We start from the raw sequence: 22,310 nt of genomic DNA on the forward strand, positions 1-22,310 counted from the left end.
TACCGCTCGGCTCGCAAACGTGCGAAGGGCGCGCCCTTCGTGCGCTGCAGCGAGCCGCAGCCCCGTTCAAACGAGAGCCCAGTGAAACGGGTCTCGTTTGAGAGCTTGTCAAAAATACTTTTTTGACAAGCTCTTGTTATTTCGTTTCCTGCTTGCCGCTTTCGGCGGCGGAGGAGCGGCGGGCGGAGCGTCTGCGCCTGCGGCGGCGTGCGGCAGACGGACGCGCGGCCAGTGTGTCATATTTCTGCGCGGCCTCGCTGTTGCCCTCATAGACAAGACGGCTGGCGCGCTGCGTGCCGCCGGGCTCGTCGCTGATGCGGATGCGGACCAGATAGCGCCCGTGCTCCGGGCACTCGGCCATCGCCATATAGCGGTGGCCCTGCTGCGAGATCCAGCGGCCGTTGCGCATGCTCTTGCCGCATTTCGGACAGTGGTTCTCGCGGCTTGTCATGGCTTCTATGGCGGCCTCACGGGTCGCGTAGCCATGGAAGACAGAACGGCTGATGCAGCCTGCGGGCGGATCGCCGTGGAAGCCGTCCGCATGGCTCTGCAGGGCCTGCTTATATTCTGCAATGCCGCGCGGCAGGTCCAGACGGCTGCAGATGATGGCCGTGTGGTAGGCATCACCGAGCGCGTCGTGCGCCGGGCGCGACGGCTCGATGCCAAGCAGCTCCATGGCGGTCGAGAGGGCCTTCTGAGTGTTGCCACAGCCGGTCTGCGCATTGAAGATCATCTGCGCATTGTACCACTGCGTGATCCAGTCCGGCTCGCCGTCGTGCAGCAGGATATTGTCCTCCAGCACCGTGATGTCGTCAAAGCCCCACGTCAGGAAGATGCAGGGGCCGCCGATCCAGTCACGGAAGCGCTCGAGCGCCTCGGGGAAGGAAAGACCCTCCTCGCGCAGGCGGGCGTCGCGCAGTCCTGTGAGCTTGGAGACGCGGCTGTTGAGCTTTTTATAGTATTTGGGGCGCACCAACACCTGAAATTCATCGGCGATCTTGCCGGTCTCGAGCAGGCGCACTGCGCCGATCTGAATGATCTCCCCGTGGATCTGCACCGGCAGCACCTTCTGCGCCGCATAGGAGCCGGGCCACGGCTGATTCCACTCCATGTCCAGAACGATATACTGCATGGATATTCCTCCGCCTTCTGATTCACAATCAACTTAAATCATATCATACTTTTCTCAGCACCGCAACAACACTTTTTGCGCTGCGGCATAGAATGGAAAAAAAGAAGAAAGCCAAAGCAGACTGTCAGAAAACCTGCCCGGACGAACGTTTCGGAGGAGCGGCAAAATTGCAAAATCAAACTACAAAATTTTGCTTTGAATTTTTTTGGCGGAAAAGTCTGAGAGGTTTTTGACAAGAGGAAAAGGAGAACTGTTTATGCCGTTTTTATTTCTGAGTCCCTCCACGCAGGCGGGCAATCCCTATGTGACGGAGGGAAACGAGCGCCTGTGGATGAACCGTATCGCCGACCGGATGGAACCGTATCTGCGCGCCTCCGGCATCAACGTCACCCGCAACGACCCGGAGGGGACGGTCGGCACGTCTATCCGCGCCTCGAACGCCGGAAACTATGATTTCCATCTTGCTCTGCACAGCAACGCCGCGCCGCCGCAGTCGGCCGGGACCGTGCGCGGCATCGACCTCTATTATTATCCCGGCAGCACGGACGGCCTGCGGATGGCTAATATCCTGGCGGATAATCTGCGCGAGATCTATCCGCTGCCGCAGAGAGTGCGGCCGCTGGCCTCGACGTCCATCACGGAGATCCGCCGCGTGCGTGCCCCGTCCGTGCTGGCGGAGCTGGGCTATCATGACAACCGCGCCGATGCCGAATGGATCGAAAACAATCTCGAGGCCATTGCGCGCAGTCTGACCCTGTCCGTGACGGAGTATTTCGGCGTGCCGTTCCTCTCGCCGCGGCCGGAGCGGGAGGGGGTCGTGTCCGTGAACAGTGGGAATCTTCTGCTGCGCGGCGCTCCGGCCACAACGGCCCGCATTCTCGCGCGCATGCCGAACGGCGCGCCGGTGCGTATCCTCAATTCCTATGACGACTGGTCCGTCGTGGATTATGACGGCCTGCTCGGCTGGGCGAAAAGCGAGTATCTGCGGCCGCTTCCGTGACATTGCGACAAAAAGCCCGCCGTGCCCAAAAATAAGACAGCTTTTCCGCTGTGCCTGAAATTGCGGCACGGCGGAATTTCTGTCTATTGTGCGGAAAAGACGGGCATCTTATAATAAGGCTACAAATTCGATAGAAACGACGGAGGAACTGAGCATGTATTATTCCAGTGGTAATTATGAAGCGTTTGCCCGCCCGCAGAAGCCGCAGGGCGTTGACGAAAAAGCCGCATATCTCATCGGCTCCGGCCTTGCCGCTCTGGCGGCTGCCTGCTATCTTGTCCGAGATGGTCAGATGGCCGGTGAGCGGATCCATATTCTGGAGAAGGACCCGATCCCCGGTGGCGCGTGCGACGGCTATCAGTATACCGACATCGGCTATGTCATGCGCGGCGGCCGCGAGATGGACAACCATTTCGAGTGCATGTGGGACCTGTTCCGCTCCATCCCGTCCATTGAGACGGAGGGCGTAAGCGTGCTGGATGAGTATTACTGGCTCAACAAGGCAGATCCGAACTACTCGCTCTGCCGTGCCACGGAGAAGCAGGGCCAGGATGCCCATACCGACAAGAAGTTCGGCCTGTCCGACAAGGCCGCAATGGAGATCATGAAGCTGTTCTTCACACCGGATGAGGAGCTCTACAACAAGCGCATCGACGAGATATTCGACCACGAGGTGCTCGATTCGAACTTCTGGCTCTACTGGCGCACGATGTTCGCCTTTGAAAACTGGCACTCCGCGCTGGAGATGAAGCTGTATCTTAAGCGCTTCATCCATCATGTCGGCGGCCTGCCCGATTTTACGGCTCTGCGCTTCACGCGCTACAATCAGTACGAGTCCATGATCCTGCCGATGGTGCATTATCTGCAGGAGCACGGTGTGGACTTCCAATACAACACGAAGGTCGTCAATGTGGAGTTTGACATCCGGAACGGCCGCAAGGCGGCACGCCGCATCGTTCTGCAGCGCGAGGGCAGGGGGGATGCCATCGACCTGACGGACAACGACCTTGTTTTCATCACGAACGGCGGCTGCGTCGAGAACTCCGCCTACGGCAGCCAGAATGAGCCCGCGGCCTTCAACAAGACCATCCGCGAGGGCGGCGGCTGGGATATGTGGCGCAAGATTGCGGCACAGGATCCGTCGTTTGGCCATCCGGATAAGTTCTGCAGCGATCCGGAGCAGTCGAACTGGATGAGCGCGACCGTTACGACGCTCGACCGCAGGATCGTGCCGTATATCGAGAAGATCTGCAAGCGCGACCCGTTCTCCGGCAAGGTCGTTACGGGCGGCATCGTCACGGCCCGCGATTCCGGCTGGCTTCTCAGTTGGACGATCAATCGCCAGCCGCAGTTCCGCAATCAGCCGAAGGACCAGCTCGTCATCTGGGTCTACGGGCTGTTCTCGGACAAGCCGGGCGACTTCGTTAAGAAGACCATGCGCGAGTGCACTGGCAAGGAGATCTGCATGGAGTGGCTGTATCACCTCGGCGTGCCGGTCGCCGAGATCGCGGATCTCGCAGAGCATAGCGCAAAGACCGTCCCTGTTATGATGCCGTATATCACCGCGTTTTTCATGCCGCGTGAAAAGGGCGACCGCCCGAACATCGTTCCGGACGGAGCCGTGAACTTCGCCTTCCTCGGTCAGTTTGCCGAGACGGCCCGCGATACGATCTTCACGACGGAGTATTCCATCCGCACCGGTATGGAGGCCGTCTACAGTCTGCTCGACATCGACCGCGGTGTGCCGGAGGTCTGGGGCAGCACCTATGACGTGCGCGACCTCGTGAACGCCAGTGTTGCCCTGCGCGACGGCCGCAAGATCACGGACATGGACCTTGGCGTAGTCGAAAAGCTGGCTCTGAAGGAGCTGCTGAAGAAGGTACGCGGCACGGATGTTGAGAAGCTGCTCGCCGAGCACGGCGCGATCTGAGGCGGGATACAATAATATATAGGAAGCAATTCAGCGCCGCACGGTCGCCCGGGCGGCGCTTTTATGTGAAAAACAAAGAAAATTCGCAAATGCCCCCTGACATTTTTGCGCAAAATGTGGTATGATATCCATAGAATGGCAGAAAACAGGAAGGAGTGAGCGAAATGCTGGAGCCTGGTCAGACCATACTGTACGGAACGGAGGGGATCTGCACGATCGAGGCGATCGAAACGCTGCGGATCGGGGGAAAGCGCAGCAAATACTACGTTCTGCGCCCGGTGTATCGCACGCGCGCGACGATCTATGTCCCGACGGACAACGAGCTGCTGTGCAGCCGGATGCGGCCCGTTCTGTCCGAGCCGGAGATCGAGAGCCTGCTTCAGTCCGCAGCGGGCGAAAGCATCTCCTGGATCGATGACCCGAACGAGCGCAAGCAGGTGTTTGCCCAGATCCTGTCCGGCGGCGACCGCAGGCGGGTCCTGCACCTGATCCGGATGCTCTATGTACGCCGCCGCGAGCTGCAGAAAAACGGCAAGCATCTGCGCATTGCCGACGAGCAGACCCTGCGCGACGCGGAAAAGCTCCTGAACGACGAGTTTGCCCATGTTCTGCACATCCCGCAGCAGGACGTCCCGGATTACATCCGCAGCCGGATGGAGCGGGAGGCCTGAGGCGGCGCGACCCACAACGAATCAACAGGAGGAATCATCATGGAAAAAGTCTACACGGAAAAGGCACCTGCGGCCATCGGCCCGTATTCTCAGGCAATGAAGGCAGGCGGCCTGCTGTTCACGTCCGGCCAGATCCCCATTGATCCTGCGACGGGCGCCGTGGCGGGGGAGGACATTACGGCGCAGACCGAGCAGGTCATGCAGAATCTCGGCGCAGTTCTCGAGGCGGCCGGAACGTCGTTCCAGCGGACGGTCAAGACGCTCTGCTTCCTGCAGACGATGGACGACTTCGCTGCGTTCAACGAGGTCTATGCCCGCTATTTCACGGAGAAGCCCGCACGCAGCTGCGTCGCCGTGCGCACGCTCCCGAAGGGCGTCCTCGTCGAGGTCGAGGCGATCGCGGAGCTGTAAGGCACGGCTAAGAGAGGGGAAAGATCGTGTATTGCAGATCATGCGGCTGTAAATTGGAGCCGGAAGCACGTTTCTGCCGCAGCTGTGGGGCACCGGCCCCGGAGCCGCTGCCGGTCCAGCCGGTCGTGCAGATTCTGACACCCGAACAGCCGGCCGAACAGACGGCACGGAAACCTTCCGGCGGATGGGGAAAATTCTTCTTCGGTCTGCTTGCCGGTGTGTTGTGCTGTGCGATCGCAGCCGGCGTATTTGCGCTGTGCCGGAAGGGCGGCGCGGAGACCAAATTGGAGGGCAGCGGCTTCGACTCTCCGGAGGCGGCTATGCAGGCCTATCTCGACGGGCTGCTCAACGGAGATGCAGAGAAAGCGATCTCCAGCTTTGCCATTGAGACCTTTACTGCGCATTTCGATTGGAAGACCTATGCCGAGCGACGCAGTATGTATCTGCCGAATTCCTACAGCCCGGACTGGTTTGGTGCGGAGCAGGTGAATCTCGCCGTTCGTTTCCGCGATGCAGCGGGAGCACTTTATACGCAGTATCGCCTGATCGCTTTGGCGGACACCCCCTATGACATGCAGGATGGAATTGACGCTGTGCACTTCGATTCAACGAATGATCTGGAAAACTTCACCCGCGAGTTTGCGGACGATGACATCCGGTCAAACATGCACGTCGAGGAAATCGTGTGCGCCGAGGAGTATCCGGATGCGGATTTCCAGGAACGTTACGCGAGCGAGGCAAATACCAAAAACCGCGAGGGACTTCGGAAAGAGTGCGGCGCGGATGAGCTGTGCACGGTGTTTGCGTCCGTAAGCTTCGACGGGGAACAGTATTGGTTCGCCATGGAGACGGCTTGCTATGACGGCGTCTGGTATAACCTCTCTCTGAACGGGAATGGCGGTGCACTGCTTGGATTTCCGGCATACGGTATCGGCATCGTCGAGTAGATCAACAGAAATCGGGGCGGCTGCAGGCCTCTGCGGCCGCCTGTTTCGGCCTCTTGCAGGGAAATCCTGAAAATCTCCGTTTTTCACAAAATAATCTGAAAAAAATTATGAAAAAAACCGAAAAAAGGCTTGACATTCACGGCTGCGTGGATTACAATATAAGGGCGCGCGTTGAGGGATGCTCTGCGCACGCACTGCGATGATGCGGGAGATTGCGCCGATGGCGGTAACTTCCGCGGAGTATGTCCGGTCATCGGGCGGCTGAGGCACTTTGTGTGCGTGGCGTATATCGCCGCACATGAGGCACGGCCGGCGAACGTCGGCCTTTTTTCATGGCTGCGGAGTGATACGCACGGTTAAGCGTACAGCAAAAGCGCTTCGACCGTACCCAGCAAACCAGAGAACTGAGTACGTTTCAAGGAGGAAACAACAACATGGCAAACGAAATGATCAGAATTCGCCTGAAGGCCTATGATCATCAGCTCATCGACTCCACTGCGGAGAAGATCGTCGAGTCGGCAAAGCGCAACGGCGCGACCGTCTCCGGCCCGATCCCCCTTCCCACGAAGAAGGAAGTCGTCACCATCCTTCGCGCTGTTCACAAGTATAAAGATTCCCGTGAGCAGTTCGAGCGCAGAACCCATAAGAGACTGATCGATATCCTCAATCCGAATGCGAAGTGCATCGAAGCTCTGCAGGGCCTCGACCTTCCGGCCGGCGTTGAGATTGAGATAAAGCTGTAATCCCGCTCCGGGATACAGCGAGCCCCGACCGCCCGAGGTGGTCCCGGGTCATGTTGGCAGACCAATGGCTGCCCAATGGTCAAGTCTTCCAACCAATAACCTAAAAAGGAGTAAACAACATGCAGAAAGCAATCATCGGCAAGAAAGTGGGCATGACCCAGATCTTCGATGAGAACGGCCATGTGATCCCTGTTACGGTCATCGAAGCAGGCCCGTGCGTCGTCGCTCAGAAGAAGACGATCGAGAATGACGGCTATGTTTCCGTGCAGCTGGCTTACGGCGAGGTCGCCGAGAAGAAGCTCAGCAAGCCGGAGCTGGGTCATCTCAAGAAGGCTGGCATCTCTGCCAGAAAGCACCTGAAGGAATTCAAGCTTGACAATGCTGCTGAGCTCGAGGTCGGCGCCGAGATCAAGGTCGACACCTTTGCTGCTGGCGATCACGTTGACGTGACCGGCATCTCCAAGGGCCACGGCTATCAGGGCGTCATCAAGAGATGGAACGCACAGCGCACCCCGACGACCCACGGCGGCGGCCCGGTCCACCGTCATGCAGGTTCCATGGGCTCCTCCTCCGATCCTTCCCGTATCTTCAAGGGTAAGATCGGCGCAGGCCAGATGGGCGTTGAGCAGGTCACCGTGCAGAACCTTGACGTCGTCAAGGTCGACGCGGACCTGAACATGCTCGTCATCCGCGGCGCGATCCCCGGCCCGAAGGGCGGCCTTGTGTACGTCAAGAGCACTGTCAAGAAGATCAAGGAGACGCACGGCGAGGCTGGCGTCAGCAAGAACCCGCAGAAGGCTTCCGCTCGTAACCCGCAGAAGGCTTCCGCGAGAGGCTAAGGAAAGGAGCTAAATCACCATGCTTAAGACCAATGTTTACGACATGAACGGCAAGCAGGTCGGCGAGGTTGAGCTTTCCGAGGCTGTGTTCGGCATCGAGCCCAACGAGTCCGTCGTCCACGACGTCGTCAAGAATCATCTGGCCAACTGCCGTCAGGGCACGCAGTCCGCACTGACCCGCGCTGAGGTCTCCGGCGGCGGCAAGAAGCCCTGGAAGCAGAAGGGCACCGGCCACGCCCGCCAGGGCAGCACCCGCGCCCCGCAGTGGACGCACGGCGGCATCGTCTTTGCCCCGAAGCCCCGCGATTACAGCTACACGCTCAACAAGAAGGTCCGCCGTCTGGCTCTGAAGTCCGTTCTGAGCGCCAAGGCTCAGTCCGCTGACATCGTCGTCATCGACGAGATCAAGATGGACGAGATCAAGACCAAGAAGTTCGCCGGTTTCCTGAGCGCAGTCAACGCCGACTGCAAGGCTCTGGTCGTGACCGCTGAGGCCAACGAGAACGTCGTCCTCTCCGCCCGCAACCTGCCCGGCGTCCAGACCACCTTTGCCAACCTCGTCAATGTGTACGACATCCTCAATGCGAAGAAGCTCGTGCTCGACAAGGCTGCGCTTGCGAAGATTGAGGAGGTGTTCGCATGAAGACCGCATACGATATCATCATTCGCCCGGTCATCACCGAGCAGTCCATGGAAGCCACTGAACTGAAGAAGTATGTCTTCCTGGTCGCGGAGAGCGCCAACAAGACCGAGATCAAGAAGGCTGTTTCCGAGATCTTCGGCGTGAAGGTCGAGAAGGTCACCACCATCCGCATGGATGGCAAGCTGAAGCGCCAGGGCAGATATCCCGCCGGCCGTACCGCCAGCTACAAGAAGGCTGTCGTCAAGCTGACCGCCGATTCCAAGACCATCGAGTTCTTCGAGGGTATGGTCTAATCCATCTCATAAAGGAGTGTAACGCAAAATGGCGATTAAAACGTATAAGCCTTATACCCCGGCCCGCCGCGGCATGACCGTGTCTGCTTTCGACGGCGTCGATAAGAAGGCAAAGCCCGAGCGTAGCCTGCTTGAGACCCTGAAGAAGAATTCCGGTCGCAACAGCTACGGCAGAATCACCGTCCGCCATCGCGGCGGCGGCAACAAGCGCAAGTACCGCGTGATCGACTTCCGTCGCGATAAGCTGGATATGCCCGCTGTCGTGCAGCGCCTGGAGTACGATCCGAACCGCAGCGCGTTCATCGCGCTGGTCAAGTACGAGGACGGCGAGCTGCGCTATGTGCTCGCACCGGTCGGCCTGAAGGCCGGCGACACCATCCTCGCCTCCGCCGCTGCGGATATCAAGCCGGGCAACTGCCTGCCGCTTGCCAACATCCCCGTCGGCACCATCATCCACAACATCGAGCTGCAGCCCGGCTACGGCGCTCAGCTTGTCCGCTCCGCCGGCGTCGCTGCACAGCTGCTGGCGAAGGAAGGCGAGCTCGCTCAGGTTCGCCTGCCCTCCGGTGAGGTCCGCTACGTCCGCATGAACTGCACGGCGTGCATCGGCCAGGTCGGCAACATCGACCACGGCAACGTGCACATCGGCAAGGCCGGCCGCAAGCGTCACATGGGCATCCGCCCGACCGTCCGCGGCTCCGTCATGAACCCGAACGATCACCCGCACGGCGGCGGCGAAGGCCGCGCACCTGTTGGCCGTCCCGGCCCCGTCACTCCGTGGGGCAAGCCTGCAATGGGCCTGAAGACCCGCAAGGCGAAGAACCCGACCAACAAGTTCATCATCAAGCGCCGCAACGGTAAGTAAGGAGGAAATGAAACATGAGCAGAAGTATTAAGAAAGGCCCGTTTGTTGCTCCTGAACTCTACAAGCGCGTGGAAGAGCTTAACAAAACCGGTGAGAAGAAAGTTCTGAAGACCTGGTCGAGATCCTCTACCATCTTCCCCTCCTTCGTCGGTCATACGATTGCTGTCCATGACGGCCGCAAGCACGTTCCCGTCTATGTGACAGAAGACATGGTTGGTCATAAGCTGGGCGAGTTCGTTCCCACGAGAACGTTCCGCGGTCATTCCGGCTCCAAGACCTCCAATTCTAAGTAAGGAGGAGAAAACATGGAAGCGAAAGCTCATCTGAAATACCTGCGTATTTCCCCGCGCAAGGTCTCGATCCTGTGCGACATCATCCGCGGCAAGGATGCCAAGACTGCCTGCGTCTATCTGATGCAGACGCCCAAGGCTGCTTCCGAGCCGATGCTCAAGCTCCTCAAGAGTGCGATCGCCAATGCTGAGAATAACAACGGCATGGACGTCGACAAGCTGGTCGTTACCACTGCTGTCGCGAACCCCGGCCCGATCCTCAAGCGCGGCAGAGCCACTGCCAGAGGCAGATACAGCCGCATTCTCAAGAGAACCACGCATATCACCATCGGTGTGAGCGAGAAGGCTTAAGGAGGTTACTATGGGACAGAAAGTTAATCCCCACGGATTGCGCGTTGGCGTGATCAAGGACTGGGACTCTCGTTGGTATGCCCGTAACGACAAGGTCGGCGACCTTCTCGTTGAGGACTACAACATCCGTAAGGATCTCAAGAAGAGACTCTATTCCGCCGGCATTGCGAAGATCGAGATCGAGCGCAGCAATGCCCGCGTTAAGATCAACCTGCACTGCTCCCGTCCGGGCGTCGTCATCGGCAAGGGCGGCCAGGAGATCGAAAAGCTCCGTCTGGAGCTCGAGCAGAAGCTCGGCAAGGCCGTTTCTCTGAACATCGTCGAGATCCGCAGCCCGGACCTCAACGCCCAGCTCGTGGCTGAGAACATCGCCGCGCAGCTCGAGAAGCGCATTTCCTTCCGCCGCGCCATGAAGCAGGCGATGCAGCGTGCGACCCGTCTGGGCGCAAAGGGCATCAAGTGCGCCTGCGGCGGCCGTCTGGGCGGCGCCGAGATCGCCCGCAGCGAGTCCTATCATGAGGGCACCATCCCCCTGCAGACTCTGCGCGCGGACATCGACTACGGCTTCGCTGAGGCCAACACCACTTACGGCAAGATCGGCTGCAAGGTCTGGATCTACAAGGGCGAAGTCCTGAACTCCACGCTCCGTCAGACCGCTCCCGAGGCTCCGCGCCGTGAGCGCCGCAACAATGACCGTCGCCGCGATGATCGCCGTGGCGGTGACCGCCGCGGTTCCGGCAGACCCTATGGGGATCGCCGCCGCGATGATCGCAGGGAAGGAGGCAACCGCTGATGTTAATGCCCAAGAGAACAAAGTTCCGCAAGGTTCAGCGCGGCCGTATGAAGGGCGCTGCCTCCCGCGGCAATAAGGTTTCCTACGGTGAGTTCGGCATCCAGGCCATGGAGCCCGGCTGGATCACCGGCAACCAGATCGAGGCGGCCCGTATCGCCATGACCCGTTACACCAAGCGTAGCGGCCAGGTCTGGATCAAGATTTTCCCCGACAAGCCTGTTTCCAAGAAGGCGCTCGGCGTCCGTATGGGCTCCGGCAAGGGCGCTCCGGAATACTGGGTTGCAGTCGTCAAGGCGCAGAAGGTCATGTTCGAGATCGGCGGCGTGTCCGAGGAAGATGCCCGCGAGGCTCTCCGTCTGGCACAGCACAAGCTGCCCATCAAGACCAAGATCATCGCCCGTGAAGATGCAGTATCTGAGAATGGTGGTGAATAATGATGAAGGCAAAAGAACTGAGAGCGATGTCCGTCGCTGATCTGGAGGCGAAGGCTGCCGATCTGAAGAAGGATCTGTTCTTCCTGCGGATGCAGCACGCGACCAACCAGCTCGATAACCCCGTCAAAATCGCTGCTGTCAAGAAAGACATTGCCCGCATCAAGACTATTATTCGTGAGAAAGAGACCGCAATCTGAGGAGGTAAGCAATTATGAGTGAAACTACAAGAGCTTTCCGCAAAACCAGAGTTGGTCAGGTCGTCTCCGATAAGATGGACAAGACCATCGTGGTTGCAATTGAGGACAGCGTACAGCACAAGCTGTATAAGAAGATCGTGAAGAGAACCTACAAGCTGAAGGCGCACGACGAGAACAACGAGTGCGGCGTCGGCGATACCGTGAAGGTGATGGAGTGCCGCCCCCTGTCCAAGGACAAGAGATGGCGTCTCGTTGAAATCATCAAGAAGGCTGAGTAAGGAGGTCGACAACTTATGATCCAGCAGGAATCTTATCTGAAGGTTGCCGACAACACCGGCGCAAAGGAGATCAAGTGCATCCGTGTGCTTGGCGGCTCCAAGCGTAAGTTCGGCAACATCGGCGACGTCATCGTCGCTTCCGTCCGTAAGGCTACCCCGGGCGGCACCGTGAAGAAGGGCGAAGTCGTTCGCGCTGTCATCGTGCGTACCTGCAAGGGCGTTCGCCGCGCCGACGGCACCTATGTCCGTTTCGACGAGAACGCTGCCGTCCTGATCAAGGACGACAAGAATCCCCGCGGCACCCGTATTTTTGGGCCGGTCGCCAGAGAGCTTCGTGACAAGGAATACATGAAGATCCTCTCTCTGGCCCCGGAAGTCATTTAATGGGGGGACCAGTCAATGAACATTAAGAAGAACGATACCGTCATTGTCCTTTCCGGCAAGTCCAAGGGCAAGAAGGGCAAGGTGCTCACCGCCATGCCCAAGGAGAACAAGCTGCTCGTCGAGGGCGTCAACGTGGCTACCTGCCATGTCAAGGCCCGCAAGCAGAACGAGACCAGCGGCATCATCAAGCGTGAGATCCCCATTCGTGCGGATAAGGTCCAGCTCTACTGCAGCACCTGCAAGAAGGGCGTTCGCGTCGGCTTCAAGCTCGACGGCGACAAGAAGGTCCGCGTCTGCAAGAAGTGCGGCAAGGAAATCTGAGGAGGAGGGACGAGATTATGGCTAGACTGAAAGTGAAGTATACCGAAGAAATCGCTCCCGCTCTCATGAAGAAGTTCCAGTATAAGAGCGTCATGCAGATCCCCCAGATCGCGAAGGTCATTGTGAACGTCGGCTGCGGCGAGAGCAAGAACAACGCGAAGGAGATCGAGGCTATCTGCAAGGATATCGCCACCATCACCGGCCAGAAGCCCATCACGACGAAGGCTCGCAAGTCCGTCGCAAACTTCAAGGTCCGTGAGGGCGAGACCGTCGGTGTGAAGGTCACGCTGCGCGGCGACAAGATGTGGGAATTCCTCGACCGCCTGTTCAACGTGGCTCTGCCCCGTGTCCGCGACTTCCGCGGCATCAACCCCAATGCTTTCGACGGCCGCGGCAACTATGCCATGGGCCTGAAGGAGCAGCTCATCTTCCCCGAAATCGAGTATGACAAGGTCGACAAGATCCGCGGCATGGACATCTGCATCTGCACCACCGCGACGACCGACGAGGAAGCCAAGGAACTGCTGACCATGGTCGGCGCTCCGTTCCACGCTTAATTGGGAGGAAGAACACAATGGCTAGAAAAGCAATGATCCTGAAGCAGCAGGCTGGAAACAAGTTCTCCACCCGCCGCTACAACCGCTGCAAGATCTGCGGCAGACCCCATGCCTACCTCCGCGACTACGGCGTTTGCCGTATCTGCTTCCGTGAGCTCGCCTACAAAGGCGAGATTCCCGGCGTCAAGAAGGCAAGCTGGTAATTTTTCATTCCCGCGCGTGTGCGCGAATACGCATCCTTGCGTGATTCAAATGGAAAACAGGCATCAGAAGTCAGGGGAACATGGAGCCGCTTGCGGCTCACATTCCTCTGATACTCTGACGTCTTAACGGGTTCAGCCCGTAACTTCTAAAGGAGGTCAATCACATGCAAATCACCGATCCCGTTGCAGATATGCTCACCCGAATCCGGAATGCGAACTCTGCAAAGCACGAAACTGTGGATGTCCCCGCTTCCAACCTCAAGAAGGACATTGCCAAGATCCTGCTCGACGAGGGCTATATCAAGGCATACTCCGTTGAGGAGGACGGCAAGCAGGGCGTGATCCACATCACCCTGAAGTACCTGGGCAACAAGGAGAAGGTCATTTCCGGTCTTCGCCGCGTCTCCAAGCCGGGCCTGCGTATCTACGCCGGCGCTGCGGAGCTGCCGAAGGTTCTCAAGGGCCTTGGCATCGCCATCATTTCCACTTCCAAGGGCGTCATGACCGATAAGGCTGCTCGCGCAGCACATATCGGCGGCGAAGTCCTTGCGTTCGTCTGGTAAGGAGGTAACATTATGTCCAGAATCGGCAAAATGCCTATCACTGTACCGGCAGGCGTTGAAGTGACCATCGCGGACGGCAATCTCGTCACCGTCAAGGGCCCGAAGGGTACTCTGACCAGCAAATTCCATCATGATATGATCATCAAGCAGGAGGGCGCTGTTCTGACCGTCTCCCGCCCGGATGAGGAGCACGAGCACAAGAGCCTGCATGGCCTGACCCGCACGCTGCTGCACAACATGATCGTCGGCGTCGAGAAGGGTTACACGAAGGAGCTTGAGGTCAATGGTGTCGGCTACCGTGCACAGAAGCAGGGCAAGCAGCTCATCATGAACCTTGGCTACTCCCATCCTGTTGTTGTCGATGAGATCGACGGCATCACCATCGACGTTCCTGCCCAGAACAAGATCGTCATCAGCGGCATCGACAAGCAGAAGGTCGGCCAGTTCGCTGCTGAGGTCCGCGGCAAGAGACCGCCTGAGCCTTACAAGGGCAAGGGCATCAAGTATACGACCGAGGTTCTTCGCCATAAGGAAGGCAAGACCGGCGGTAAGAAATAACAGGAGGTGTGCGTAAATGATTAAGAAGACCGATAAGAAGGCCATGCGCCTGAAGCGCCATGTTCGCGTTCGCGGCAAGATCTCCGGCACACCGTGCAGACCCCGCCTGAATGTTTTCAGAAGCAACGCCAACATCTATGCGCAGATCATTGATGATGTCAATGGAGCCACTCTGGTTTCCGCTTCTACCGTGGAGAAGGAGTTTGAGGGTGCGACCGGCAACTGCGAAGCTGCCAAGAAGGTCGGCCTGCTCCTCGCCGAGCGTGCGAAGGCCAAGGAGATCGAGGAAGTCGTTTTTGACCGCGGCGGCTATGTCTACCACGGTCGTGTAGCGGCACTCGCCGAAGGCGCGCGCGAGGGCGGCCTCAAATTCTAAGAGGAGGAACGAGAAATGGCTTATAACAGAGCGTCCGAAAAGGACAATGCTCCCGAGATGATTGAGCGCGTCGTCTACCTGAACCGTGTTTCCAAGACGGTCAAGGGCGGCCGCGTTATGAAGTTCTCTGCTCTCGTCGTCGTCGGCGACGGCAAGGGCACCGTGGGCTATGGCCTGGGCAAGGCAGCCGAGGTTTCCGAGGCGATCCTGAAGGGCATTGCCAACGCGAAGAAGAACCTGCAGAAGGTCGTTCTCGCGGAGACCACGATCCCCCACGAAGTCATCGGCATCTTTGGCGCCGGTAAGGTCCTGCTGAAGCCGGCTCCTGTCGGTACCGGCGTTCTGGCCGGCGGCGCTGTCCGTGCTGTTATGGAAGCTGCCGGTATCAGCAACATTCGCGCCAAGTGCCTGCGCTCCAACAACCCGCAGAACGTTGTCAAGGCAACGATGCAGGGCCTGCTGAGCCTGCGTGGACCGGAAGAGGTCGCTCGCATCCGCGGCAAGAGCGTCGAAGAAATCGTTGGTTAAGGAGGATACGGACATGGCACAGTTAAAGATCAAGCTGGTCAAGAGCATCAGCGGTCGTATCCAGAAGCACATTGCGACGGCTGAGTCCCTCGGCCTGCGCAAGATCGGCCAGGAGACCATCCAGCCCGATAACGAACAGACCCGCGGCAAGATCGCCAAGATCGGCTATCTTCTCGAGGTCACCGAAGTAGAATAAGGAGGAGACAAGAATGGAGTTACATGAACTTGCTCCCATCGCGGGTTCTACCCAGGTTGGCAAGCGCAAGGGTCGCGGCACCGGCACCGGCAACGGCAAGACGGCTGGTCGCGGTCACAAGGGTCAGAAGGCCCGTTCCGGCGGTAAGATCCGTGTCGGCTTCGAAGGCGGCCAGATGCCTCTGGCGAGACGCATCCCGAAGCGTGGTTTCAATAACATCTTTGCAAAGCCGCTGACGGCCGTGAACCTCGGCCAGCTCAACGTCTTTGAGGACGGTGCAGTGGTCGACGCCGCTGCCCTGACGGAGAAGGGCATCATCCGTGACTGCAAGTACGGCCTGAAGGTCCTCTCCAATGGCAATCTCACTAAGAAGCTCACTGTGAAAGCAGCAGCGTTTTCCGGATCTGCCAAAACGAAAATCGAAGAGGCAGGTGGAAAGGCTGAGGTGGTGTAAGTGCTTACTACCATCCGCAATGCCTGGAAGATCCCTGAGCTGCGCAGAAAGCTCCTCTTCACGCTCGTGATCATCCTTCTGTACCGCATCGGCAACGTCATTCCCGTTCCCGGTGTCAACGTGCAGCAGATGTCCCTGATGTTCAGCCAGCAGCTGAGCAACACCATCTTCGGCCTGTTCGATATGATGTCCGGCTCTGCCTTCTCGCAGGCCACCATCTTCGCACTGTCGATCCAGCCGTATATCAACGCATCCATCATCATTCAGCTTCTTACCATCGCCATTCCTGCTCTCGAGCGCCTGAGCAAAGAGGGCGGCGAAGAGGGCAAGAAGATGATCACGAAGATCACGCGTTATACCACGGTCGGCCTGGGCGTCCTGATGGGCTTTGCCTATTATATCATGCTCAGCAACTACAACAGCCAGTACAGCAACATGCTCCTTACGAGCACCGGCTTCCTGACTGCTCTCGTCATCATCCTGACCTTCACGGCCGGCTCCACGTTGGTCATGTGGCTGGGTGATCAGATCTCCGAGCACGGCATCGGCAACGGCATCTCTATGATCCTGTTCGCCAACATCATCGCCCGCATCCCGTCCGGCATCATCCTGCCGATCTTCAACAACCTGAAGTCCAACTTCGGCGGCTTCTGGTACTGGGCTCTGCTGCTGATCGTCGCCATGCTCGCGATCATCGCCTTCATCGTTTTCGTTTCCCAGGCTGAGCGCCGTATCCCGGTCCAGTACGCCAAGCGCGTTGTCGGCCGTAAGGTCTATGGTGGCCAGAACACGCATCTGCCCATCAAGGTCAACATGTCCGGCGTTATGCCCATCATCTTTGCACAGTCCATCGCGAGCCTGCCCGCCACCATCTGCGCGTTCGGCGGCTGGACGAGCAACTGGGCTTACAAGCATATGTTCACGAGCACCAGCGTGATCTACACGATCATCTATCTGCTCCTGATCGTGGGCTTCAGCTACTTCTATGCGACCATTCAGTACAATCCTGTTGAAGTGGCCAACAACCTGAAGAAAAACGGCGGTTTCATCCCCGGCTTCCGTCCGGGCCGTCCGACCGCTGACTTCATCCGCAAGGTCATCAACAAGATCACCCTCTTCGGCGCGATCTACCTCGGTGTTATCGCGGTCCTGCCGGTCCTTCTCGGCACGATCATGAGCAACACGAGATTCTCCTTCGGCGGCACGTCCATCATCATCGTGGTCAGCGTTGCTCTGGAGACCGTCGCAGCCATCGAGGCGCAGATGCTGATGCGCAACTACTCCGGCTTCCTTGAGAAATAACAGGAGGCTGGACATGAGACTGATCCTGCTGGGAGCTCCCGGCGCGGGGAAGGGCACGCAGGCAGAGATCCTGTCCAAGCGGCTCGGGATCCCGACCATTTCCACCGGGAACATCCTCCGAGAAGCAATCCGGAATCGCACGGAGACCGGTCTCAAAGCGAAGGCATTTATGGACCAGGGCAATCTGGTTCCGGACGAGGTCATCATCGGCATCGTCCGGGACCGCCTGGCCGAGCCGGATTGTGCAAACGGGTATATCCTCGACGGTATGCCCCGCACGATCCCGCAGGCCGAGGCCCTTGTGAATGCCGGCATTGAGATCGACTGTGTGATCTCCATTGAAATTGACGACGCTGTGATCGAGCAGCGGATGACCGGCCGCCGCGTCTGCGGCAGCTGCGGCTCCAGCTACCATGTCACGGCGAATCCGCCCAAAATTGAGGGCATCTGTAATGCGTGCGGCTCCGAGCTGGTCACGCGGCCGGATGACGTGCCGGAAACGGTGCGCAGCCGTCTGGCCGTTTACCACAAGGAGACCGAGGCGCTCAAGGGCTTCTATGAAAAGCTCGGCAAGCTCCGGCTTATCGAGGGAAATCAGCCCATCGAGGATGCTACTCGTGATATTCTGGCGGCATTGGGTGTATCAAAATGATCCCTATTAAAAATGAACGTGAGATCGCAGTGATGCGCAGGGCCTGTAAAATTACCGCGGCAGCCCGTGCTCTGGCAGGGGAAATGGTAAGACCCGGCGTGACCACAAAGGCGATCGACAAAGCTGTCCACGATTTCATCGTGTCACAAGGTGCAACACCGTCCTTCTTGCACTACTCCGGCTACCCCGCGAGCGTCTGTATTTCCGTGAACAATACCGTCATTCACGGCATTCCGGACGGCCGCGTGCTGCAGGAGGGTGACATTGTCTCCGTCGATGTCGGAGCCAAATGGCAGGGATTCCATGGGGACTGCGCCGCAACCTATGCCTGCGGGAAGATCTCTCCCGAAGCGCAGAGGCTTATTGATGTCACGAAGCAGAGCTTTTTCGAGGGCGTGAAATTCGCGCGCCAGGGATGCCGGATCTCGGATATCGGGCATGCCGTGCAGACCTATGCCGAATCGTTCGGCTGCGGAGTCGTCCGCGACTTCGTCGGCCACGGTGTCGGTGAGCATCTGCACGAGGAGCCTGAGGTCCCGAACTATGGCAAGCCCGGCAGAGGCCCCAGACTGATCCGCGGTATGGTGATCGCCATCGAGCCGATGATCAACGCCGGTACCTTCGAGGTGCGGGTGCTGAAGGACGGCTGGACGACCGTCACCGCCGACGGAAGCCTGTCGGCCCACTACGAAAATACTGTGCTCATTACCGACGGCGAGCCGGAAATTCTCACCGTCGCCGAGGGACTCTAAGCATGGAACTATCCAAATCGGATGTGGTGCTCTCCCTTGCCGGTCGTGATCAGGGAATGCTGTTCTTTGTGGTTGACACAGACGGTGTGTACGTTTCCCTGGTCAACGGGAAGGAGAGAAAGCTGGAAAATCCCAAGCGGAAGAAGGCCAAACATGTCCGCAAAGTCCTTCGGCCAGATTCGACCGTCGCAGCGAAGCTCATCGCAGGCGACAAACTGCTCAACAGCGAATTACGAAGGGAACTGGCCGTACTCGGCCGGGAATTCAACGTTTCAACCAAGGAGGGTTCAGAAACTTGGCAAAAGACGACGTAATCGAACTTGAGGGCATCGTGACTGATGCACTGCCGAATGCAATGTTCAAAGTCAATATTGGCGGCGGGCATACGATTCTGGCACACATTTCCGGCAAGCTCAGAATGAACTATATCAAGATCTTGCCCGGTGACAAGGTAACTGTTCAGATGTCTCCGTATGATCTGACTCAGGGTCGGATCACCTGGAGAAGCAAGTAAACAAGAGACATTGTTCTCATATGGAGGTTAAACAGTATGAAGGTTAGACCGTCCGTGAAGCCCATGTGCGAAAAATGTAAGATTATCAAGCGCAAGGGTCGCGTCATGGTAATTTGCGAAAATCCCAAGCATAAGCAGAGACAAGGTTAATAGGAGGTGCTCGAGAGTATATGGCACGTATTGCTGGTATTGACCTGCCCCGCGAAAAGAGAGTCGAGATCGCTCTGACTTATATTTTCGGTATTGGCAGAAAAAGCGCGAACGACATTCTGAAGCTGGCCAATGTGAACCCTGACACCCGTGTGAAGGATCTCACCGAGGATCAGGAGGCTGCGCTGCGTGATGTCATCGATAAGAACTACACCATCGAGGGCGACCTCCGCCGTGAAGTTGCTCTGAACATCAAGCGCCTGACGGAAATTGGCTGCTACCGCGGCATGCGCCACAGAAGAGGCCTGCCGGTCAGAGGTCAGCGCACCAAGACCAACGCGCGCACCCGCAAGGGCCCGAAGAAGACCATTGCGAATAAGAAGAAGTAAGGAGGGAACTGAATAATGGCTAAGGCTACTGCTAAGAAAGTTGTCAAGCGCCGCCGCGAGCGCAAAAATGTTGAGAAGGGCGCCGTTCATATTCGTTCCTCCTTCAACAACACCATGGTGACCATCACCGATCTGCAGGGCAACGCCCTTTCCTGGGCCTCCTCCGGCGGACTCGGCTTCCGTGGCTCCCGTAAGTCCACGCCCTATGCCGCACAGATGTGCGCCGAGACTGCCGCCAAGGCAGCCATGGAGCATGGCCTGAAGACCGTCGAGGTCTACGTCAAGGGCCCGGGCCAAGGTCGTGAGGCTGCCATCCGCGCACTGCAGTCCGCGGGTCTGGAAGTTGTCATGATCAAGGACGTCACCCCCATTCCCCACAATGGCTGCCGTCCGCCCAAGAGACGTCGCGTCTAATTCGTTAAGGAGGAAATCATAGAATGGCGAAAAATACTCAGCCCGTTCTGAAGCGTTGCAGAACGCTTGGCGTTTCTCCTGCCGTCATGGGTTATTCCAAGACTTCCAATAAGAATCCCGGCGGTCAGAGAAGAGCTAAGAAGTCCGAATATGCTCTGCAGCTCACCGAGAAGCAGAAGGTCAAGTTTGTTTACGGCATCCTGGAGAAGCAGTTCCGGATGTATTATGAGAAGGCTGCCCGCGCTGAGGGCAACACCGGTGAGGTCCTTCTGAGCCTTATCGAGCGCCGTCTCGACAACGTGATCTATCGCCTTGGCTTTGCCGCGACCCGCCGCGAGGCCCGTCAGCTCGTGAACCATGGCCACTACACCGTCAACGGCAAGCGCGTCAACATCCCGTCCTATCTTGTGAAGACGGGCGACGTCATCGCTGTCAGCGAGAAGAGCTGCTCCAACAACCGCTTCAAGAAGCTGAAGGAAGACGACGCTTTCGTCGCCGCTCCGAAGTGGCTTGACCGCGACAAGAACACGCTGTCCGGCAAGGTCCTTGCGCTTCCGGCCAGAGATGATATCGACTTCGAAATCGCCGAGCATCTCATCGTCGAGCTGTACTCCAAGTAACGCTGCACCCTCGTTTATTGGTAAGCTGGATTACGCCGCAAAACCTGTGTTTTGCAGATTCATAAGGAGGGTATCTGTTATATGGTAGAAATTGACAAGCCGCGTATTGAGTGCATCGACTCTCCGGAAGATCCCGCCCATGGCATTTTTATCGTGGAACCGCTCGAGCGGGGCTACGGTACGACTCTGGGCAACTCACTGAGAAGGATTCTGCTTTCCTCTCTGCCTGGTACCGCTGCGACCTCCATCAAGATCGCGGGCGTCCAGCATGAGTTTTCCACAATCCCCGGTGTGAAGGAGGATGTCACTGAGATCGTCCTGAACATCAAGCGTATCATCTTTAAGATGAACTGTGACGGCGTGAAGACGGTTTATATTGATGCCTCCGGCGAGTGCGAAGTCACGGCCGGTGACATCAAGACCGACGACGATGTTGAAATCCTGAATAAGGACCTGCACATCTGCTCGCTCGGACCCGATGCCATGCTGAACATGGAGATCACCATGAGCCGCGGCCGCGGCTATGTTCCGGCTGACCGGAACAAGACGCCGCAGACGCCCATTGGTGTGATCCCGGTCGACTCGCTGTATTCCCCGGTGTATAAGGTCAATTATACGGTCGAGAATACGCGTGTCGGCAACATGACCGATTTCGACAAGCTGACGCTGGAGGTCTGGACGGATTCCACCACGACGGCTAAGGACGCCGTGTCCATCGCCGCCAAGATCCTGACGGAGCATCTGGCCCTGTTCACCGATCTCTCCGAGACGGTCGCCAGCCAGTCGATCGTTCGTGAAAAGGATGTTTCCACCGAGCCGACCGCTCTGAAGCTCACCATCGAAGAGCTTGATCTGTCCGTCCGCAGCTTCAACTGCCTGAAGCGTGCCAACATCAACACCGTCCGCGATCTGATCTCCAGAACGCCGGAAGAGATGATGAAGGTCCGCAACATGGGCAAGAAGTCGCTCGACGAGGTGCAGAACAAGCTGGCCATGATGGGCCTGTCGCTCGCGACGGAGGAAACGCCTACCACAAATAGCTAAGGAATCGGCCCGACCGATCCGCTGTCTTTACCTTTTAAAAGGAGGAAATACGAATGTTTGGAACCCGTAAGCTCGGCAGAACGAGCGATCAGCGCAAGGCGATGCTCCGCCAGCTGACCACCGATCTGCTGGAGAACGGCAAGCTCGAGACGACCTTCTGCCGTGCGAAGGAAGTCCAGCCGGTCGCGGAGAAGATGATCACCCTTGGTAAGAAGGGCGACCTCGCCGCCTACCGTCAGGCTCTGGCCTTCATCACGAAGGAAGATGTCGCGCACAAGGTCTTCAAGGAACTCGCTCCGAAGTATGCCGACCGCAATGGCGGCTACACGAGAGTGACCCGCATCGGCGTTCGCCGCGGCGACGCTGCCGAGATGGCCATCATCGAGCTGGTGTAAGAGAATACCGGTTTACCGCTGCAGAATGCAAGACATCCTGCAGCGGTTTTTCTATGTCCGCGTTTCGGCGATTAACGCTACGTCGTTGTGCACAGTTTTTCACAAGACACATTGTATAAAC

38 protein-coding genes are annotated in these 22,310 nt (G+C 58.0%); 37 read left to right on the forward strand and 1 reads right to left on the reverse strand.

Annotation, left to right across the window (positions count from 1 at the left end; translation table 11 throughout):
• Positions 1–136: 136 nt before the first annotated feature.
• On the reverse strand, positions 137–1,132 hold the full coding sequence (locus ACMKFF_RS02615) for a 3'-5' exonuclease (RefSeq protein ID WP_349134916.1): 996 nt from the start codon (positions 1,130–1,132) through the stop codon (positions 137–139).
• Between the two features lie 256 nt (positions 1,133–1,388).
• Between ACMKFF_RS02615 and ACMKFF_RS02620 the strand changes: the two genes are divergently transcribed.
• The 37 genes from ACMKFF_RS02620 (at position 1,389) to rplQ (ending at position 22,189) form a co-directional block, all read left to right on the forward strand.
• The gene (locus ACMKFF_RS02620; protein WP_417323695.1) at positions 1,389–2,132 is read left to right on the forward strand and encodes an N-acetylmuramoyl-L-alanine amidase; all 744 of its coding nucleotides are present in this window, start codon (positions 1,389–1,391) and stop codon (positions 2,130–2,132) included.
• 154 nt (positions 2,133–2,286) lie between these two features.
• Positions 2,287–4,062 carry an oleate hydratase gene (locus tag ACMKFF_RS02625; protein WP_419495951.1) on the forward strand — a complete coding sequence of 592 codons (1,776 nt, stop codon included), beginning with the start codon at positions 2,287–2,289 and terminating at the stop codon, positions 4,060–4,062.
• 164 nt (positions 4,063–4,226) lie between these two features.
• A complete protein-coding gene (locus ACMKFF_RS02630) occupies positions 4,227–4,733 on the forward strand; it encodes a CarD family transcriptional regulator (RefSeq protein WP_349134919.1) in 507 nt (168 codons plus the stop codon).
• A gap of 39 nt (positions 4,734–4,772) precedes the next feature.
• Positions 4,773–5,144, forward strand: coding sequence for a RidA family protein (locus ACMKFF_RS02635; protein ID WP_349134920.1), 372 nt, complete (start codon positions 4,773–4,775; stop codon positions 5,142–5,144).
• Between the two features lie 26 nt (positions 5,145–5,170).
• Positions 5,171–6,091, forward strand: coding sequence for a zinc-ribbon domain-containing protein (locus ACMKFF_RS02640; RefSeq protein WP_419495952.1), 921 nt, complete (start codon positions 5,171–5,173; stop codon positions 6,089–6,091).
• Between the two features lie 434 nt (positions 6,092–6,525).
• Positions 6,526–6,834, forward strand: a complete 309-nt coding sequence (rpsJ, locus tag ACMKFF_RS02645; RefSeq protein WP_349134923.1) for a 30S ribosomal protein S10 — start codon at positions 6,526–6,528, stop codon at positions 6,832–6,834.
• A 119-nt stretch (positions 6,835–6,953) separates the two neighbouring features.
• Complete coding sequence (gene rplC, locus ACMKFF_RS02650; RefSeq protein ID WP_367927903.1) at positions 6,954–7,673, forward strand: 50S ribosomal protein L3; 720 nt, start codon at positions 6,954–6,956, stop codon at positions 7,671–7,673.
• A 19-nt stretch (positions 7,674–7,692) separates the two neighbouring features.
• Positions 7,693–8,316 (forward strand): 50S ribosomal protein L4, encoded by a 624-nt coding sequence (rplD, locus tag ACMKFF_RS02655; RefSeq protein ID WP_417323699.1) that lies wholly within the window; start codon positions 7,693–7,695, stop codon positions 8,314–8,316.
• Positions 8,313–8,609, forward strand: coding sequence for a 50S ribosomal protein L23 (rplW, locus tag ACMKFF_RS02660; RefSeq protein ID WP_349134926.1), 297 nt, complete (start codon positions 8,313–8,315; stop codon positions 8,607–8,609). Before rplD ends, rplW begins: the two co-directional genes overlap by 4 nt.
• Before the next feature lie 28 nt (positions 8,610–8,637).
• Complete coding sequence (gene rplB, locus ACMKFF_RS02665) at positions 8,638–9,474, forward strand: 50S ribosomal protein L2 (RefSeq protein WP_349134927.1); 837 nt, start codon at positions 8,638–8,640, stop codon at positions 9,472–9,474.
• A 14-nt stretch (positions 9,475–9,488) separates the two neighbouring features.
• Positions 9,489–9,767, forward strand: a complete 279-nt coding sequence (gene rpsS, locus ACMKFF_RS02670) for a 30S ribosomal protein S19 (protein ID WP_349134928.1) — start codon at positions 9,489–9,491, stop codon at positions 9,765–9,767.
• 12 nt (positions 9,768–9,779) lie between these two features.
• A complete protein-coding gene (gene rplV / locus ACMKFF_RS02675; RefSeq protein WP_349134929.1) occupies positions 9,780–10,115 on the forward strand; it encodes a 50S ribosomal protein L22 in 336 nt (111 codons plus the stop codon).
• 10 nt (positions 10,116–10,125) lie between these two features.
• Complete coding sequence (gene rpsC, locus ACMKFF_RS02680) at positions 10,126–10,908, forward strand: 30S ribosomal protein S3 (RefSeq protein ID WP_349134930.1); 783 nt, start codon at positions 10,126–10,128, stop codon at positions 10,906–10,908.
• Positions 10,908–11,342 carry a 50S ribosomal protein L16 gene (gene rplP / locus ACMKFF_RS02685; protein WP_367927906.1) on the forward strand — a complete coding sequence of 145 codons (435 nt, stop codon included), beginning with the start codon at positions 10,908–10,910 and terminating at the stop codon, positions 11,340–11,342. Before rpsC ends, rplP begins: the two co-directional genes overlap by 1 nt.
• Positions 11,343–11,344: 2 nt before the next feature.
• Entirely contained in the window at positions 11,345–11,539 is a 195-nt protein-coding gene (gene rpmC, locus ACMKFF_RS02690; protein ID WP_349134956.1) for a 50S ribosomal protein L29, read from the forward strand.
• Positions 11,540–11,553: 14 nt separating this feature from the next.
• Positions 11,554–11,817 carry a 30S ribosomal protein S17 gene (rpsQ, locus tag ACMKFF_RS02695; RefSeq protein ID WP_349134932.1) on the forward strand — a complete coding sequence of 88 codons (264 nt, stop codon included), beginning with the start codon at positions 11,554–11,556 and terminating at the stop codon, positions 11,815–11,817.
• 15 nt (positions 11,818–11,832) lie between these two features.
• Positions 11,833–12,201 carry a 50S ribosomal protein L14 gene (gene rplN, locus ACMKFF_RS02700; RefSeq protein ID WP_349134933.1) on the forward strand — a complete coding sequence of 123 codons (369 nt, stop codon included), beginning with the start codon at positions 11,833–11,835 and terminating at the stop codon, positions 12,199–12,201.
• 15 nt (positions 12,202–12,216) lie between these two features.
• Complete coding sequence (rplX, locus tag ACMKFF_RS02705) at positions 12,217–12,522, forward strand: 50S ribosomal protein L24 (RefSeq protein WP_349134934.1); 306 nt, start codon at positions 12,217–12,219, stop codon at positions 12,520–12,522.
• Between the two features lie 17 nt (positions 12,523–12,539).
• The gene (gene rplE / locus ACMKFF_RS02710; RefSeq protein ID WP_349134935.1) at positions 12,540–13,079 is read left to right on the forward strand and encodes a 50S ribosomal protein L5; all 540 of its coding nucleotides are present in this window, start codon (positions 12,540–12,542) and stop codon (positions 13,077–13,079) included.
• Positions 13,080–13,096: 17 nt separating this feature from the next.
• Positions 13,097–13,282, forward strand: coding sequence for a type Z 30S ribosomal protein S14 (locus ACMKFF_RS02715; RefSeq protein ID WP_349134936.1), 186 nt, complete (start codon positions 13,097–13,099; stop codon positions 13,280–13,282).
• A gap of 164 nt (positions 13,283–13,446) precedes the next feature.
• Positions 13,447–13,845, forward strand: coding sequence for a 30S ribosomal protein S8 (rpsH, locus tag ACMKFF_RS02720; RefSeq protein ID WP_349134937.1), 399 nt, complete (start codon positions 13,447–13,449; stop codon positions 13,843–13,845).
• A gap of 12 nt (positions 13,846–13,857) precedes the next feature.
• Positions 13,858–14,403, forward strand: a complete 546-nt coding sequence (gene rplF, locus ACMKFF_RS02725; protein WP_349134938.1) for a 50S ribosomal protein L6 — start codon at positions 13,858–13,860, stop codon at positions 14,401–14,403.
• A gap of 16 nt (positions 14,404–14,419) precedes the next feature.
• The gene (gene rplR / locus ACMKFF_RS02730) at positions 14,420–14,779 is read left to right on the forward strand and encodes a 50S ribosomal protein L18 (protein ID WP_367927907.1); all 360 of its coding nucleotides are present in this window, start codon (positions 14,420–14,422) and stop codon (positions 14,777–14,779) included.
• A 15-nt stretch (positions 14,780–14,794) separates the two neighbouring features.
• On the forward strand, positions 14,795–15,307 hold the full coding sequence (gene rpsE, locus ACMKFF_RS02735; protein WP_349134940.1) for a 30S ribosomal protein S5: 513 nt from the start codon (positions 14,795–14,797) through the stop codon (positions 15,305–15,307).
• Positions 15,308–15,320: 13 nt separating this feature from the next.
• Complete coding sequence (rpmD, locus tag ACMKFF_RS02740; RefSeq protein ID WP_349134941.1) at positions 15,321–15,503, forward strand: 50S ribosomal protein L30; 183 nt, start codon at positions 15,321–15,323, stop codon at positions 15,501–15,503.
• A gap of 13 nt (positions 15,504–15,516) precedes the next feature.
• Positions 15,517–15,957, forward strand: a complete 441-nt coding sequence (gene rplO / locus ACMKFF_RS02745) for a 50S ribosomal protein L15 (RefSeq protein ID WP_349134942.1) — start codon at positions 15,517–15,519, stop codon at positions 15,955–15,957.
• On the forward strand, positions 15,958–17,259 hold the full coding sequence (secY, locus tag ACMKFF_RS02750) for a preprotein translocase subunit SecY (protein WP_419495953.1): 1,302 nt from the start codon (positions 15,958–15,960) through the stop codon (positions 17,257–17,259).
• Between the two features lie 13 nt (positions 17,260–17,272).
• On the forward strand, positions 17,273–17,911 hold the full coding sequence (locus ACMKFF_RS02755; protein WP_349134944.1) for an adenylate kinase: 639 nt from the start codon (positions 17,273–17,275) through the stop codon (positions 17,909–17,911).
• Complete coding sequence (gene map / locus ACMKFF_RS02760; protein WP_349134945.1) at positions 17,908–18,663, forward strand: type I methionyl aminopeptidase; 756 nt, start codon at positions 17,908–17,910, stop codon at positions 18,661–18,663. The genes ACMKFF_RS02755 and map overlap by 4 nt, the downstream gene beginning before the upstream one ends.
• 2 nt (positions 18,664–18,665) lie before the next feature.
• Positions 18,666–18,977, forward strand: a complete 312-nt coding sequence (locus tag ACMKFF_RS02765; RefSeq protein ID WP_349134946.1) for a KOW domain-containing RNA-binding protein — start codon at positions 18,666–18,668, stop codon at positions 18,975–18,977.
• Positions 18,959–19,177, forward strand: a complete 219-nt coding sequence (gene infA, locus ACMKFF_RS02770; protein ID WP_349134947.1) for a translation initiation factor IF-1 — start codon at positions 18,959–18,961, stop codon at positions 19,175–19,177. Before ACMKFF_RS02765 ends, infA begins: the two co-directional genes overlap by 19 nt.
• 36 nt (positions 19,178–19,213) lie before the next feature.
• On the forward strand, positions 19,214–19,327 hold the full coding sequence (rpmJ, locus tag ACMKFF_RS02775) for a 50S ribosomal protein L36 (RefSeq protein ID WP_021886689.1): 114 nt from the start codon (positions 19,214–19,216) through the stop codon (positions 19,325–19,327).
• A gap of 20 nt (positions 19,328–19,347) precedes the next feature.
• The gene (rpsM, locus tag ACMKFF_RS02780; RefSeq protein ID WP_349134948.1) at positions 19,348–19,716 is read left to right on the forward strand and encodes a 30S ribosomal protein S13; all 369 of its coding nucleotides are present in this window, start codon (positions 19,348–19,350) and stop codon (positions 19,714–19,716) included.
• 15 nt (positions 19,717–19,731) lie between these two features.
• Entirely contained in the window at positions 19,732–20,130 is a 399-nt protein-coding gene (gene rpsK / locus ACMKFF_RS02785) for a 30S ribosomal protein S11 (RefSeq protein WP_349134949.1), read from the forward strand.
• A gap of 23 nt (positions 20,131–20,153) precedes the next feature.
• Positions 20,154–20,750, forward strand: coding sequence for a 30S ribosomal protein S4 (gene rpsD, locus ACMKFF_RS02790; RefSeq protein WP_417323701.1), 597 nt, complete (start codon positions 20,154–20,156; stop codon positions 20,748–20,750).
• Between the two features lie 81 nt (positions 20,751–20,831).
• A complete protein-coding gene (locus tag ACMKFF_RS02795; protein ID WP_349134951.1) occupies positions 20,832–21,794 on the forward strand; it encodes a DNA-directed RNA polymerase subunit alpha in 963 nt (320 codons plus the stop codon).
• Between the two features lie 53 nt (positions 21,795–21,847).
• Positions 21,848–22,189 carry a 50S ribosomal protein L17 gene (gene rplQ / locus ACMKFF_RS02800; protein WP_349134952.1) on the forward strand — a complete coding sequence of 114 codons (342 nt, stop codon included), beginning with the start codon at positions 21,848–21,850 and terminating at the stop codon, positions 22,187–22,189.
• The last annotated feature ends 121 nt before the right edge of the window (positions 22,190–22,310 follow it).

The sequence above is a fragment of the Faecousia sp. genome, from assembly GCF_048519415.1.
GTDB lineage: Bacteria > Bacillota > Clostridia > Oscillospirales > Oscillospiraceae > JAZOXB01.